The 14,056-nt window shown below is 55.2% G+C and carries 15 protein-coding genes; 10 read left to right on the top strand and 5 right to left on the bottom strand.

The annotated features are described in order from the left end of the window. Window positions 1-37 precede the first annotated feature (37 nt). Both CWM66_RS10655 and CWM66_RS10660 read right to left on the bottom strand, forming a co-directional pair. The gene (locus CWM66_RS10655) at window positions 38-856 is read right to left on the bottom strand and encodes a DUF72 domain-containing protein (RefSeq protein WP_107146624.1); all 819 of its coding nucleotides are present in this window, start codon (window positions 854-856) and stop codon (window positions 38-40) included. After that, complete coding sequence (locus CWM66_RS10660) at window positions 853-1,419, bottom strand: hydrolase (RefSeq protein ID WP_007371576.1); 567 nt, start codon at window positions 1,417-1,419, stop codon at window positions 853-855. The genes CWM66_RS10655 and CWM66_RS10660 overlap by 4 nt, the downstream gene beginning before the upstream one ends. Window positions 1,420-1,686: 267 nt before the next feature. Between CWM66_RS10660 and aspS the strand changes: the two genes are divergently transcribed. From aspS to ruvC, 4 genes are all read left to right on the top strand, one after another. After that, window positions 1,687-3,483 carry an aspartate--tRNA ligase gene (gene aspS / locus CWM66_RS10665; protein WP_071920979.1) on the top strand — a complete coding sequence of 599 codons (1,797 nt, stop codon included), beginning with the start codon at window positions 1,687-1,689 and terminating at the stop codon, window positions 3,481-3,483. 1 nt (window position 3,484) lies between these two features. After that, window positions 3,485-3,928, top strand: a complete 444-nt coding sequence (gene nudB, locus CWM66_RS10670) for a dihydroneopterin triphosphate diphosphatase (protein ID WP_007371579.1) — start codon at window positions 3,485-3,487, stop codon at window positions 3,926-3,928. A gap of 145 nt (window positions 3,929-4,073) precedes the next feature. Further along, window positions 4,074-4,814: a YebC/PmpR family DNA-binding transcriptional regulator gene (locus tag CWM66_RS10675; RefSeq protein WP_007371580.1), complete on the top strand. Its 741-nt coding sequence runs from the start codon at window positions 4,074-4,076 to the stop codon at window positions 4,812-4,814. 37 nt (window positions 4,815-4,851) lie between these two features. After that, a complete protein-coding gene (gene ruvC, locus CWM66_RS10680) occupies window positions 4,852-5,373 on the top strand; it encodes a crossover junction endodeoxyribonuclease RuvC (RefSeq protein ID WP_007371581.1) in 522 nt (173 codons plus the stop codon). A 25-nt stretch (window positions 5,374-5,398) separates the two neighbouring features. Here ruvC and CWM66_RS10685 read toward each other — a convergent pair whose 3' ends face one another. After that, complete coding sequence (locus CWM66_RS10685; RefSeq protein WP_007371582.1) at window positions 5,399-6,217, bottom strand: helix-turn-helix transcriptional regulator; 819 nt, start codon at window positions 6,215-6,217, stop codon at window positions 5,399-5,401. Between the two features lie 95 nt (window positions 6,218-6,312). Between CWM66_RS10685 and CWM66_RS10690 the strand changes: the two genes are divergently transcribed. The 3 genes from CWM66_RS10690 to ruvB all read left to right on the top strand — a co-directional run bounded on the left by CWM66_RS10690 (window position 6,313) and on the right by ruvB (window position 8,924). After that, entirely contained in the window at window positions 6,313-7,194 is an 882-nt protein-coding gene (locus tag CWM66_RS10690; RefSeq protein WP_107146625.1) for an SDR family oxidoreductase, read from the top strand. 99 nt (window positions 7,195-7,293) lie between these two features. After that, the gene (ruvA, locus tag CWM66_RS10695; RefSeq protein WP_035887502.1) at window positions 7,294-7,905 is read left to right on the top strand and encodes a Holliday junction branch migration protein RuvA; all 612 of its coding nucleotides are present in this window, start codon (window positions 7,294-7,296) and stop codon (window positions 7,903-7,905) included. Window positions 7,906-7,913: 8 nt separating this feature from the next. Further along, window positions 7,914-8,924: a Holliday junction branch migration DNA helicase RuvB gene (ruvB, locus tag CWM66_RS10700; RefSeq protein ID WP_007371585.1), complete on the top strand. Its 1,011-nt coding sequence runs from the start codon at window positions 7,914-7,916 to the stop codon at window positions 8,922-8,924. Window positions 8,925-9,007: 83 nt separating this feature from the next. Here ruvB and znuB read toward each other — a convergent pair whose 3' ends face one another. Further along, on the bottom strand, window positions 9,008-9,793 hold the full coding sequence (znuB, locus tag CWM66_RS10705) for a zinc ABC transporter permease subunit ZnuB (RefSeq protein WP_107146626.1): 786 nt from the start codon (window positions 9,791-9,793) through the stop codon (window positions 9,008-9,010). Beyond that, window positions 9,790-10,545 (bottom strand): zinc ABC transporter ATP-binding protein ZnuC, encoded by a 756-nt coding sequence (gene znuC / locus CWM66_RS10710; RefSeq protein WP_107146627.1) that lies wholly within the window; start codon window positions 10,543-10,545, stop codon window positions 9,790-9,792. Before znuC ends, znuB begins: the two co-directional genes overlap by 4 nt. A gap of 78 nt (window positions 10,546-10,623) precedes the next feature. Here znuC and znuA point away from each other — a divergent pair, with 78 nt between their 5' ends. The 3 genes from znuA (at window position 10,624) to lpxM (ending at window position 14,011) form a co-directional block, all read left to right on the top strand. After that, entirely contained in the window at window positions 10,624-11,568 is a 945-nt protein-coding gene (znuA, locus tag CWM66_RS10715) for a zinc ABC transporter substrate-binding protein ZnuA (RefSeq protein ID WP_107146628.1), read from the top strand. A 15-nt stretch (window positions 11,569-11,583) separates the two neighbouring features. Continuing rightward, entirely contained in the window at window positions 11,584-12,909 is a 1,326-nt protein-coding gene (mepM, locus tag CWM66_RS10720) for a murein DD-endopeptidase MepM (protein WP_071531997.1), read from the top strand. Between the two features lie 130 nt (window positions 12,910-13,039). After that, on the top strand, window positions 13,040-14,011 hold the full coding sequence (lpxM, locus tag CWM66_RS10725) for a lauroyl-Kdo(2)-lipid IV(A) myristoyltransferase (protein ID WP_071920974.1): 972 nt from the start codon (window positions 13,040-13,042) through the stop codon (window positions 14,009-14,011). Window positions 14,012-14,056: the final 45 nt, after the last annotated feature.

Raw genomic sequence — 14,056 nt, forward strand, 5'->3', positions numbered from 1 at the left:
GATGATGGCGATGGCTTCTCAATGATAGGTGCTTCACTCAAAAAAGAGAAGATTGCAGCGGCAGGGAAGGTGCCGCGCCAATAGCGGGGATGGCGGCGTAAAGATCCTGCCACAGCGTTTCAACCAGTTCGGGCGCCTGGGCGATATCCGGGGTATGCAGGAAAAGATACGGTGTGGTGGTTTGCTCCCATAGCGGCAGCTTTTCCAGCCAGGCGGCGAAAAGCTGCCGATTCTGCGCCATATTGTCGCTACCAATGAAGCGCACCATGGGATGACGGGCGGTGACCAGCGCATGTACCGGCACTTTCGGTTTTTTGCGCTGGGCTTCAATCACAGCTTCACTGTGCGCAATTGCGCTGTGCACCGGACGGCTGTCAAGGATCACGCGGTTGACGCCGCGGGCATGCAAACCCTGATTAAGGGCTTTTTCTTCTTCGCCTTTGGCGAAAAAGAGCGGGTGGCGCACTTCAACACCGTAGGTAAATTCCCCGGGAAGCGCATCAAGAAATGCCCACAGCGCAGGCAAATCGCGCGGTGAGAAAACGGCCGGAAGCTGTAACCAGTACTGGCCTATTCTCCCTGCTAACGGCGACATGCGGCTGAAAAACTCTGCTGTCAGATCGTCGCAATTTCGCAGCGCCGCCTGGTGCGAAATGGTGGCCGGAAATTTAAAACAGAAGCGAAAATCATCGTTGGTCTGCGCGTACCAGCGCGCGACGACCTCCGCTTTGGGAAGGGCATACAGCGTGGTGTTGCCTTCGACACAGTTGAAGTGGCGGGCATACGCCTCAAGACTGTCAATGCCAAGGCGCACCCATTTCGGGTGCGCCCATTGCGGCAGGCCGACATATATCATAACGCGCTGAGGATCTCGTCCGTGCTGCGCACGCGGCTGATCCGCGGGAAGATATTTTTCATGCTGCCCTGATGCTGTTCGGCATTCGCCGCGCTGCACGCATCTTCAGCAAGCACCAGCGAGAAGCCCAGTTCCCAGGCATTACGGGCGGTGGATTCCACCCCGATATTGGTGGAAATGCCGCACAGCACAATGGTGTCAATCCCGCGACGGCGCAGTTGCAGTTCCAGATCGGTGCCGTAAAAGGCACCCCATTGACGTTTGGTTACTTCGATGTCGCTCTCTTTTTTCCCTAACGCCTGCGGGTAAGTCCACCAGTTATCCGGCAACGCATGCCCGCCTGTCGCGGCATCAACCGGTTGTTTCAGCGCTTCGGCGAAATCAGCTGACCAGCCTACGCGCACCAGTACAACAGGCGCACCGTTGGCACGAAATTTTTCCGCCAGGGCAGCAGCGCGTTTTACCACGTCCTGTGCCGTGTGAGGACCACCGGCGAAAGGCAGGATCCCTTCCTGTAAATCGATCACTACCAGAGCGGTTTTCTCAGCATTGAGCTTCAGCATCATAACTCCTGAAAAATGAATGACGTCGGTGGATACCTTACGCGTTATGTACGCCAGCGCGGTGTGGAAATTTTGTTAAATTTTGTGAGAATGCGCAATAAGCGCGCAGCAAACGTGCGTACAGTCAGTAGCGGGCTTATCGTTGGTCAGAATTTCCAGTATAATAGCCCCCTTTTTTCATCCAGTAGTGACATACGAAAATAGCTGCCACCAGAATGCCTGCCGCGCAGGTGCCAGGTCGCGCGCAGCTAATTTAAGGGATATCTCATGCGTACAGTATATTGCGGGCAGCTCAATCAGTCCCATGTGGGACAGCAAGTAACGCTTTGTGGGTGGGTCAATCGTCGTCGTGACCTCGGTAGCCTTATCTTTATTGATATGCGCGATCGTGAAGGCATCGTGCAGGTGTTTTTCGACCCGGACCGTCAGGATGCGTTCCAGCTCGCCTCTGAACTGCGTAATGAGTTCTGTATTCAGATTACCGGTACCGTTCGTGCCCGTGACGCGAAAAACGTCAACAAAGATATGGCTACCGGCGAAGTTGAAGTGTTCGCCACTAAGCTGAACATCATCAACCGTTCCGACGTGCTGCCGCTGGATTCCAACCACGTCAACACCGAAGAAGCGCGTCTGAAATATCGCTATCTCGATCTGCGTCGTCCGGAAATGGCGCAGCGCCTGAAAACCCGTGCGAAAATCACCAGCTTCGTGCGTCGCTTTATGGACGATCATGGTTTCCTCGATATCGAAACGCCGATGCTGACGAAAGCCACGCCGGAAGGCGCACGCGACTACCTCGTACCTTCGCGCGTGCATAAAGGCAAATTCTACGCGTTGCCGCAGTCTCCTCAGTTGTTCAAACAACTGCTGATGATGTCCGGTTTTGACCGTTATTATCAAATCGTCAAATGCTTCCGTGACGAAGACCTGCGCGCTGACCGTCAGCCGGAATTTACCCAGATTGATGTCGAAACCTCTTTCATGACTGCGCCGCAGGTGCGTGAAGTGATGGAAGCGTTAGTGCGTCAGCTGTGGCTGGAAATCAAAGGTGTTGATCTGGGTGATTTCCCGATCATGACCTTTGCTGAAGCAGAGCGCCGCTATGGTTCTGATAAACCGGATCTGCGTAACCCGATGGAACTGGTGGACGTGGCAGACCTGCTGAAAGCAGTCGAATTTAAAGTCTTCTCCGGCCCGGCAAATGATGCAAAAGGTCGTGTTGCCGCGCTACGTGTGCCAGGTGGCGCACAACTTAGCCGTAAACAAATTGACGACTACGGCAAATTTATTGAAATCTACGGCGCGAAAGGCCTGGCGTACATCAAGGTCAATGAAGCGGCGAAAGGCCTGGAAGGCATCACCAGCCCGGTGGCCAAGTTCCTGAATGCTGATATTGTCAGCGCGATCCTTGAGCGCACGGGCGCGCAGGACGGCGACATGATCTTCTTCGGCGCGGACCACAAGAAAGTAGTTGCCGATGCACTGGGCGCGCTGCGTCTGAAGCTCGGCAAAGATCTGAATCTGACCGACGAAGCGAAGTGGGCGCCGCTGTGGGTTATCGACTTCCCGATGTTTGAAGATGACGGCGAAGGTGGTCTGACAGCGATGCACCATCCGTTCACCTCGCCGAAGGACATGACCGCTGCTGAGCTGAAAGCGGCACCGGAAGATGCGGTGGCTAACGCCTATGACATGGTGATCAACGGTTACGAAGTGGGCGGTGGTTCTGTCCGTATCCACAGCGGTGAAATGCAGCAGACCGTGTTCAGCATTCTGGGGATTAACGAGCAGGAACAGCGCGAGAAGTTCGGCTTCCTGCTGGATGCGTTGAAATATGGTACGCCGCCGCATGCGGGCCTGGCATTCGGTCTGGATCGTCTGACCATGCTGCTGACCGGCACTGATAACATCCGTGACGTTATTGCCTTCCCGAAAACCACGGCGGCAGCCTGTCTGCTGACCGAAGCGCCGAGTTTCGCTAACCCGGCCGCGCTGGCGGAATTGGGCATTGCGGTGGTCAAAAAGCCTGGCGCTGGTGAAGCAAAGGTTCTGGGGAACGAATAAGATGCCATTCAAGCATCCCGTTTCCGTGCTGGTGGTGATTTACGCGCAGGACACGAAACGGGTGCTGATGTTACAGCGACGCGACGACCCCGATTTCTGGCAGTCGGTAACCGGCAGCCTGGAGGCGGGGGAGAGCGCAACGCAAGCCGCTCTGCGTGAAGTAAAGGAAGAGGTCGAAATCGATGTTGTCTGTGAGCAACTGACCTTAGTCGACTGTCAGCGCACGGTGGAGTATGAAATCTTTAGTCATTTACGTCATCGCTATGCGCCGGGCGTAACGCACAATACCGAATCCTGGTTTTGTCTTGCGCTGCCCCATGAACGTCCGATTGTTTTTACCGAACATCTGACGTACCGCTGGCTTGATGCCCCCGCAGCGGCGGCATTAACCAAATCATGGAGCAACCGGCAGGCGATTGAAGAATTTGTTATTAACGCCGACTAAATTTCCCCGGAATTTTGGTTCTCAGGAAGGCGGCAAACCCGGACGTCGCCAGAAGCTTACTTCGGTGAGTGACTGGTGCGGATGGGCTGCCAACGCACCTGAGGGCTGAAAGGCGAAGGGAAATGGCTTTATTGGAGAGTTTTTTATGGCAGGTCACAGTAAATGGGCCAACACCAAACACCGCAAAGCAGCACAGGATGCCAAGCGCGGTAAGATCTTTACCAAAATCATTCGCGAGCTGGTTACGGCTGCCCGTCTGGGCGGCGGCGATATCGGTTCCAACCCGCGTCTGCGCGCGGCGGTGGATAAAGCGTTGTCCAACAACATGACCCGCGACACCTTAAACCGTGCTATCGCGCGCGGCGTGGGCGGCGATGACGACGCGAATATGGAAACCATCATTTATGAAGGTTACGGCCCTGGCGGTACCGCGGTAATGGTTGAATGTCTGAGTGACAACCGCAACCGTACCGTTGCCGAAGTGCGTCATGCTTTCAGCAAATGCGGTGGTAACCTGGGGACTGACGGTTCCGTAGCTTATCTGTTCAGCAAAAAAGGGGTGATCTCCTTTGAAGCTGGCGACGAAGACACCATCATGGAAGCGGCGCTGGAAGCCGGTGCTGAAGACGTGGTGACCTTTGATGACGGCGCTATCGACGTCTATACCGCGTGGGAAGAGATGGGGGCCGTGCGCGATGCGCTGGAAGCGGCTGGCCTGAAAGCGGACAACGCTGAAGTGTCGATGATTCCGTCTACCAAAGCAGATATGGATGCAGAAACTGCGCCGAAACTGCTGCGTCTGATCGATATGCTGGAAGATTGCGACGACGTGCAGGAAGTCTACCATAACGGTGAGATCTCCGATGAGGTTGCGGCGACGCTGTAATGTCGCTGACTAAATCACCCCTGGCCGGAGGCGCATAATGGCGATTATTCTCGGTATTGACCCGGGTTCGCGCGTCACCGGTTACGGTGTGATCCGCCAGACAGGAAGGCAATTGACCTACCTCGGTAGCGGCTGCATCCGCACGAAGGTCGAGGATTTACCGTCGCGCCTCAAGCTCATTTACGCAGGCGTGACGGAAATCATCACCCAGTTTCAGCCGGATTTTTTCGCCATCGAACAGGTGTTTATGGCGAAAAATGCCGATTCAGCGCTAAAACTTGGACAGGCTCGCGGCGTGGCGATCGTTGCCGCCGTCAATCAGGATCTCCCCGTTTTTGAGTATGCTGCCCGTCAGGTTAAACAGACGGTTGTCGGTATTGGCAGCGCGGAAAAAAGCCAGGTGCAGCACATGGTGCGAACCTTGCTGAAGCTTCCGGCCAATCCGCAGGCGGATGCCGCGGATGCGCTGGCGATTGCCATTACGCATTGCCATGTCAGTCAGAATGCCTTACAGGTGAGTAGTACGCGGCTTAATCTTGCTCGCGGGAGATTACGCTAACAAGCGCCAGTTAATGGCGCTTTTTTTATAATAACGAGCGGATTTTCTGCGCATCCTCTTCCTCCGATGGGTTATAAACCACCATCGTCAAATCGGGTTGTCCTTCAACAGAAAAACTCGAATATTCCAGCGACAACTTGCCGACATTCCCGTGCAGCAGAATTTTGGTGCCTTCTCCCATTCCGCCAATATCATTGCTTTGCCATAACTCGGCGAATTCAGGAGAGGCCGAACTCAGCTCTTCGACCAGAGGGCGGATCTCCGCCGACGCACCAGCACGGGTCGCATCGGCACGGAACGCCGCCACCAGATAGCGCGCTAACGCGTACCAGTCGCTTTGGGCTGCGCGAGCCTGCGGATTAAGGAAAATGCGGCGCAGAATATTGCGCTCCTGTGCGGGTAATGTGGGGTAATCGGATAGAACCACGGTGGCGGCTTTGTTCCATGCCAGCACATCCCAGGTGGCGTTACGGATCACCGCCGGGCTGATGGGCATACAGTCCAGCACCTTTTGCAGCCGTTCGGTCACTGTGCCGGTTGCTGCGTAATGTATGCCCGGTGCGCGCCCGAGAGCCAGATGAAAAACATGCTCCCGTTCTCGTTCGGAAAGGCGCAGCGCCTGGCAAATTCTGTCCAGCACTTCTGCCGAGGGTGTGCCGCCGCGCCCTTGTTCGAGCCAGGTATACCAGGTGGCGCTAATACAGGCCAGATGCGCGACTTCTTCCCTCCGCAGCCCCGGCGTGCGTCGGCGTGCGGTGTGAAATCCCAGCGCGTTGGGATCCAACTGCGCGCGGCGGGATTTCAGGTAACTGCCCAGATCTTTTGGCTGAGTAACGCTCTGCATCCTGTTAGTCCTTATACCACGATAAAGTCACTACTTTTCTCTATCACGGATATTTATAAGGATAACGGCGCGAGTCAACATCAGGAGGCACACGCATGCATGTTTTTCTGACTGGCGCGACCGGATGGGTCGGCGCAACAGTGGCGGCAGAGTTACTGGCCGCCGGACACCAGGTAAGTGGTCTGGCGCGAAATGCAGACAAGGCGCAGGCACTGCTTGCCGCCGGCGGGCAAGTGGTTCACGGGACGCTGGATGATCACGACGTTCTTTTTGCGGCAGCGGCAAAAGCTGATGCCGTGATCCATACCGCGTTTAATCATGACTTCTCGCGCTTTGCACAGAATTGCGCGCAGGATCAACGCGCAATTGAAGTACTGGGAGAGGCATTACTTGGCTCCGATCGTCCACTATTGGTGACGTCAGGGCTGGCAAGGCTGGTGCAGGGACGCCCGGCAACGGAATCAGACAAACCAGCCGAAGGGCCGGACTATCTTCGTCGTTCCGAACAGGCGGCACAGGCGCTGGCTGAAAAAGGCGTACGCACGGCGAGTATTCGCCTGGCACCCACCGTGCATGGCGTCGGCGATCACGGCTTTGTACCCATTCTGATCGCACTGGCAAAACAAACCGGCGTTGCCGCCTGGCCTGCAGAGGCGAACAATCACTGGGCGGCGGTACACCGCATTGATGCAGCGAAAGTCTACCGGCTGGCGCTGGAATGCGGCGCGACACAGTCGGTTTACCATGCGGTCGCGGAGGAGGCGATTGCCATGCGCGATATCGCCATTGCCATCGGCAAAATGCTTGGTTTACCAGCTGAACCGCGTGAAGCCGCACATTTCGGCTGGTTCGCTAATTTTTCGGCCGGGGAGATGTCAGCATCAAGCGAGCAGACCCGCCAGGTGCTGGGCTGGCAGCCAACGCAGCGTACGCTGTTAGCCGATCTGAGCGATGAGGCGTATTACGCCAATTCCTGAACCGCCCTCGCGCTTTTCTTTCTATATTCGGCTGGATATCTATCCAGCCTTTTTTTATGATACAGCATTACACCTTAGCCCATAGCGCAGGAGCGTCACGTGATAGGCAGACTCAGAGGCATTATTGTAGAAAAACAACCCCCGTTGGTTCTGCTGGAAGTGGGAGGTGTGGGTTATGAAGTGCACATGCCGATGACCTGTTTTTATGAATTGCCGGATGCCGGTAAAGAGGCGACGGTTTTCACCCAGTTTGTGGTGCGTGAAGATGCGCAGCTACTGTACGGTTTTAACAATAAGCAGGAACGCACGCTGTTTCGTGAGCTGATTAAAACGAATGGCGTCGGGCCGAAGCTGGCGCTGGCGATTTTGTCCGGTATGTCGGCACAGCAATTTGTTAGCGCCGTTGAACGAGAGGATCCGGCTGCGCTGATCAAACTGCCAGGTATCGGTAAAAAGACCGCCGAACGCCTGATTGTTGAAATGAAAGACCGCTTTAAAGGTCTGCATGGCGATCTCTTCACCCCGGCGGCCGATCTGGTTCTCACCTCTCCGGCCAGCCCGGCGACAGATGACGCAGAGCAGGAAGCGGTTGCTGCGCTGGTGTCGCTGGGATATAAACCTCAGGAAGCCAGCCGGATGGTCAGTAAGATTGCCCGCCCGGATGCCAACAGTGAAACCCTGATCCGTGAAGCGCTGCGCGCGGCGTTGTGAGGTAGAGGATGATTGAAGCAGACCGTCTGGTGGCCCCTGCCAGTACTGATGTGGAAGAGGTTGTGGATCGCGCTATTCGCCCGAAAATGCTCAATGAGTATATCGGCCAGCCGCAGGTTCGTTCGCAGATGGAGATTTTTATCCAGGCGGCAAAACTGCGCGGCGACGCGCTCGATCATCTGCTGATTTTTGGTCCTCCCGGCCTTGGAAAAACCACGCTGGCGAATATTGTCGCCAACGAATTGGGCGTTAATTTACGCACCACTTCCGGCCCGGTGCTGGAAAAGGCGGGAGATTTGGCGGCGATGCTCACCAACCTCGAACCGCACGACGTACTGTTCATCGATGAAATTCACCGTCTTTCGCCGGTGGTGGAAGAAGTGCTCTATCCGGCGATGGAAGATTACCAGCTCGATATTATGATCGGTGAAGGTCCGGCGGCGCGTTCCATCAAGATCGATCTTCCACCATTTACGCTGATTGGCGCGACAACGCGAGCGGGGTCGCTGACTTCGCCACTGCGTGACCGTTTTGGCATTGTGCAGCGACTGGAGTTTTACCAGGTGGCCGATTTGCAACATATTGTCGGTCGCAGTGCCCGCTATATGGGGCTGGAGATGAGCGAAGAGGGCGCGCTGGAAGTGGCGCGTCGTTCTCGCGGTACGCCGCGTATCGCCAACCGCCTGCTGCGGCGCGTGCGCGATTTTGCCGAAGTGAAACATGATGGCGACATCACGGCTGAAATCGCGGCGAAAGCGCTGGATATGCTGAATGTTGATGCGGAAGGGTTCGACTATATGGATCGTAAACTTCTGCTGGCAGTGATTGATAAATTCTTCGGTGGTCCCGTCGGGCTGGATAACCTCGCGGCGGCAATCGGCGAGGAGCGGGAAACCATTGAGGATGTGCTGGAACCGTATTTGATTCAGCAAGGTTTTTTACAGAGGACTCCGCGCGGACGCATGGCGACGGTGCGGGCCTGGAACCACTTCGGCATCACGCCCCCGGAAATGCCATAAACAAAAAGGCCGGTAAGCGTCTGCTTCCGGCCTTTATGTCAGTGGCGGTTGCGGATGGTCTCATCCGGCTGTGCCCGATATAGTTAGCTAACGGGTTTCTTTGTCATGCTGAAGACAAACAGCAGCGCCGCACACAGCACGACTGACGGGCCTGCTGGCGTATCGTAGAAGGCGGAGAAGGTCAGACCGCCGGTCACCGCAATCATCCCGACGCCGACGGCAACCGCCGCCATTTGCTCTGGCGTTCGCGCGAATCGACGTGCTGTCGCGGCCGGAATAATCAACAGCGAAGTGATGATCAGCGCGCCAACAAATTTCATGGCGACGCCAATAGTCAGGGCGGTAACCAGCATCAGCAACAGCTTGACGCGTTGCAGTTTCACACCGTCAACAAATGCCAGCTCCGGGCTGATGGTCATCGACAGTAAGTTGCGCCACTGCCAGAGCAGGATCGCCAGTACCAGCACCACGCCAAGAGCAATGATCATCAGATCGTCCGGCGTCACCGCCAGCAGATCGCCAAACAGATAAGCCATCAAATCGACGCGAATGTTTGACATCAGGCTGACCACGACCAGACCGAGAGAGAGCGCACTGTGCGCCATAATGCCGAGCAGAGTATCGATCGCCAGTTGTGGACGTTTCTCCAGCCACACCAGACCCGCAGCCAGCAGCAACGTCACGGCAATAACAGCGTAGAATGGATTCACATCCAGCAGGAGACCAAATGCAACGCCAAGTAAAGAAGCGTGCGCCAGAGTATCGCCAAAATAGGACATCCGTCGCCAGACGACAAATGAGCCCAGCGGCCCGGCAGCGCAGGCGAGCATAACCCCGGCCAGCCAGCCGGGCAGTAATAATTCAATCATGAGTGTCCATTACCCTGGCGCAGAACAATGCGGCCCTGCAGATCGTGGCGGTGGTTATGGTTATGACGATAAATGCCAAGCTGTTCCGCACCGCGATGCCCAAACATAGAGATAAATTCCGGATGCATGGAAACCACTTCTGGCGTACCAGAACAGCAAATATGGTGATTAAGGCACAGGACTTCATCCGTTTTCGCCATTACCAGATGCAGATCGTGGGAAACCATCAGAACTGCACAGTTGAGCTCTTTACGCAGTTGATCTATCAGGTTGTAGAGCGCGACCTGGCCATTAACGTCGACACCCTGGGTGGGTTCATCCAGCACCAAAAGCTGCGGGCTGTTAAGCAGGGCGCGCGCCAGTAAAACACGCTGCGTTTCGCCTCCGGAAAGTTTTTGCATCGGAGCATCAACCAGATGTGCGGCCTGTACGCGTTTCAGCGCCGGAATAATGCCGTCTTTGCGGGTGCCGGGGCGTAAACGCATAAAGCGGCCTACTGTCAGCGGCAAGGTGGCGTCAAGATGCAATTTTTGCGGCACATAGCCGATACGCAGGTTCTTTTCACGCTTGATCATCCCTGCATCCGGTGCTACCAGGCCCAGCACTGCGCGCACCAGTGTGGATTTACCCGCGCCATTGGGGCCGAGCAATGTTAAAATTTTTCCTGCGCGTAAGTTGAGCGAAATGTCAGACAGGACGCGCCGTTGGCCAAAAGCAACGGTGACATTTTCGAGCGTTACAAGATTCGTCATAGCATTTAACAGGTTGCACAAGTTGTCGGATGTTATAATATCACACCCCACATACTCATTACGATGAACAGTCGCATTATGTTACATAAAAATACGCTTCTTTGCGCAGCGCTATCTGCTGCTCTTCTCGCCGGTACAGCACAAACCGCTAATGCTGCTGTGGTGGCTTCCCTCAAACCATTAGGGTTTATCGCTTCTGCCATCGCCGACGGGGTGACGACTACCGAAGTGCTGCTGCCAGATGGCGCATCCGAGCATGATTATTCACTGCGTCCTTCAGATGTAAAACGCTTACAAAACGCGGACTTAGTTTTTTGGGTCGGCCCGGAAATGGAAGCCTTTATGGCGCGTTCCGTACAACAAATCCCTGAGCAGAAACGGGTGACAATGGCCGGGCTTGCCGGTGTAAAACCGCTGCTGATGAAAGGGGGCGATGAAGATGAGCATGAGCATGGTGATGACCACCACGACGGCGAAAAAAGTGACGAACATCACCATCACGGCGATTACAACATGCATCTGTGGCTTTCCCCAGAGATTGCGCGGCTGTCGGCGGTTGCAATCCACGATAAATTAGTGGAAGTTATGCCGCAAAGTCGAGCCAGGCTTGACGCCAACTTGCAGGCCTTTGAGGCATCATTAACTCAGGCGGATAAGCAAGCTGGTAACGAGCTGGCACCGCTGAAAGGGAAGGGGTATTTCGTTTTTCATGACGCCTACGGCTACTTCGAAAGACACTACGGGCTGACCCCATTGGGGCACTTTACCGTCAATCCCGAAATTCAGCCTGGTGCGCAGCGTTTACATGAAATCAGAACACAGTTGGTTGAGCAAAAAGCCATGTGCGTTTTTGCTGAGCCACAGTTCAGGCCAGCGGTCGTTGAAGCTGTTGCCAGAGGGACATCCGTTCGAATGGGAACGTTGGATCCACTTGGAATCAGTATCAAGTTAGGCAAAGAGAGCTACCCGCAGTTCCTTGCCCAACTGACTCATCAGTATGCGAGCTGCCTGAAAGGAGAATAACGAGGAAGTGAATACGTGCAACAGATAGCCCGCTCTGTCGCTCTGGCATTTAACAGTCTGCCCCGACCCCACCGTGTCATGCTGGGGTCGCTTACAGTTCTTACACTCACGGTCGCCGTCTGGCGGCCTTACGTTTATCATCCTGAAGCCACAGCCCCGATCGTGAAAGCGATTGAGCTGCCGAAAAATGAAATCCGCTCGTTGCTGCCGGAAGCCAGCGAACCTATCGATCAAACCACTTCTGATGATGTGGATGATATCCCGCAAGATGAACTGGATGATAAAACCGCCAATGAAGTTGGCGTTCACGAATATGTGGTTTCTACCGGCGATACGCTCAGCAGTATTCTCAATCAGTACGGCATTGATATGGGAGATATCAGCCAGCTAGCCGCCGCCGACAAGGAACTGCGTAACCTGAAGATCGGTCAACAACTTTCATGGACGCTCACCGCCGATGGCGATCTGCAACGCCTGACGTGGGAGATGTCCCGTCGCGAAACCCGCACGTATGACCGCGTCGATGGCGGTTTTAAAATGAGCAGCGAGATGCAGCAGGGCGACTGGGTGAATTCGGTGATGAAAGGCACGGTTGGCGCCAGCTTCGTCGCCAGCGCCCGTGAAGCCGGTTTAACCAGTGCTGAAGTTAGCGCGGTGATCAAAGCAATGCAGTGGCAGATGGATTTCCGTAAGCTGAAAAAAGGCGATGAGTTTTCCGTGCTGATGTCTCGCGAAATGCTGGAAGGTAAGCAGGAACAGAGCCAGTTAGTCGGCGTTCGACTGCGTTCTGACGGCAAAGATTACTACGCCATTCGTGCCGAAGACGGTAAATTTTACGATCGCAATGGTAGCGGGCTGGCAAAAGGTTTTATGCGCTTCCCGACTGCGAAACAGTTCCGCGTCTCGTCAAACTTTGATCCGCGCCGTCTGAATCCGGTTACCGGACGCGTTGCGCCGCACAAAGGCGTCGATTTTGCGCTGCCGCAGGGCACGCCGGTGCTTGCTGTCGGCGATGGTGAAGTTGTGGTGGCGAAACGCAGTGGCGCGGCGGGGAACTACATTGCTATCCGCCACGGTCGTACTTACACAACCCGTTATATGCATCTGCGTAAGCTGCTGGTAAAACCGGGTCAGAAAGTGAAGCGCGGCGATCGCATCGCCTTGTCGGGTAACACTGGCCGTTCCACCGGGCCGCATTTGCATTATGAAATGTGGATCAACCAACAGGCTGTCAACCCGTTAACGGCAAAACTGCCGCGCACCGAAGGGCTGACAGGTTCGGATCGTACGGATTATCTGTCGCAGGTGAAAGAGGTTATTCCGCAATTGCGTTTTGACTGATTCGCTTAACAAATATGCGTTCGAAGCCGGTGCCTGCTGCGCGCCGGCTTTTTCTTTTGTGTGAAAGATAACGCCTCGCTACACTATCTCCTTATCCTGAGTGACTTGATTTCTGGCCTGCGGACGATGCATGGAAACGAAAAAAAATAACAGTGAATATATTCCGGAGTTCGAAAGTGAATTCCGTCACCCGCGCAACTGGGGCGCGTGGCTGGGCGTACTGGCATTTGCCGGCGTAGCGCTGGTTCCTCCGTCGGTACGCGATCCCCTGCTGGGGAATCTTGGTCGTCTGGCCGGAAAATTTGGCAAAAGCGCGCGTCGTCGCGCACAGATCAATTTGCTCTATTGCTTTCCTGAAAAAAGCGAAGCCGAAAGGGAAGCCATCATTGATGAGATGTTCGCTACTGCGCCACAGGCAATGGTCATGATGGCGGAGCTGGCGATTCGTGGGCCGGAAAAGGTATTGCCGCGCGTCGACTGGCAGGGCAAAGATATTATCGATGAATTGCAGCGTAACAACGAGAAAGTGATTTTCCTCGTGCCGCACGGCTGGGGCGTGGATATTCCGGCGATGCTGATGGCTTCGCAGGGGCAGCAGATGGCGGCCATGTTCCATAATCAAGGTAACAAGGTCTTTGATTATGTCTGGAATACCGTGCGTCGCCGCTTTGGCGGGCGTTTGCATGCGCGCAACGATGGCATTAAGCCTTTTATCCAGTCGGTGCGTCAGGGCTACTGGGGTTACTATCTGCCGGACCAGGATCACGGCGCGGAGCACAGCGAGTTTGTCGATTTCTTTGCCACCTACAAAGCAACGCTTCCGGCCATTGGCCGCCTGATGAAAGTCTGCCGTGCACGTGTTGTACCGTTGTTCCCGGTCTATGACGCCAGAACGCATCGTCTGATTATCCAGGTGCGGCCGCCGATGGATGATCTGCTGACAGCGGACGACAACACGATCGCCAGGCGTATGAATGAAGAGGTGGAGGTATTTGTCACGCCTCGTCCGGAGCAGTACACCTGGATCCTGAAGTTGCTGAAAACGCGCAAACCTGGTGAAACAGAGCCTTATAAGCGCAAAGAACTGTTCCCGAAGAAATAAAAAAAGGCCTCTCCAGCGAGAGGCCTTTTGCTTTTCTGGTTGCCG

The organism is Kosakonia sp. H7A, from assembly GCF_003028445.1.
GTDB lineage: Bacteria > Pseudomonadota > Gammaproteobacteria > Enterobacterales > Enterobacteriaceae > Kosakonia > Kosakonia radicincitans.

Bases quoted from the DNA above. Each gene is read 5' to 3' on its own strand.
- znuA (WP_107146628.1), top strand. From the start codon at position 10,624: ATGTTACATAAAAATACGCTTCTTTGCGCAGCGCTATCTGCTGCTCTT.
- CWM66_RS10685 (WP_007371582.1), bottom strand. From the start codon at position 6,217: ATGCAGAGCGTTACTCAGCCAAAAGATCTGGGCAGTTACCTGAAATCC.
- ruvB (WP_007371585.1), top strand. From the start codon at position 7,914: ATGATTGAAGCAGACCGTCTGGTGGCCCCTGCCAGTACTGATGTGGAA.
- CWM66_RS10675 (WP_007371580.1), top strand. From the start codon at position 4,074: ATGGCAGGTCACAGTAAATGGGCCAACACCAAACACCGCAAAGCAGCA.
- lpxM (WP_071920974.1), top strand. From the start codon at position 13,040: ATGGAAACGAAAAAAAATAACAGTGAATATATTCCGGAGTTCGAAAGT.
- ruvC (WP_007371581.1), top strand. From the start codon at position 4,852: ATGGCGATTATTCTCGGTATTGACCCGGGTTCGCGCGTCACCGGTTAC.
- nudB (WP_007371579.1), top strand. From the start codon at position 3,485: ATGCCATTCAAGCATCCCGTTTCCGTGCTGGTGGTGATTTACGCGCAG.
- CWM66_RS10660 (WP_007371576.1), bottom strand. From the start codon at position 1,419: ATGCTGAAGCTCAATGCTGAGAAAACCGCTCTGGTAGTGATCGATTTA.
- CWM66_RS10655 (WP_107146624.1), bottom strand. From the start codon at position 856: ATGATATATGTCGGCCTGCCGCAATGGGCGCACCCGAAATGGGTGCGC.
- znuB (WP_107146626.1), bottom strand. From the start codon at position 9,793: ATGATTGAATTATTACTGCCCGGCTGGCTGGCCGGGGTTATGCTCGCC.
- aspS (WP_071920979.1), top strand. From the start codon at position 1,687: ATGCGTACAGTATATTGCGGGCAGCTCAATCAGTCCCATGTGGGACAG.
- CWM66_RS10690 (WP_107146625.1), top strand. From the start codon at position 6,313: ATGCATGTTTTTCTGACTGGCGCGACCGGATGGGTCGGCGCAACAGTG.
- znuC (WP_107146627.1), bottom strand. From the start codon at position 10,545: ATGACGAATCTTGTAACGCTCGAAAATGTCACCGTTGCTTTTGGCCAA.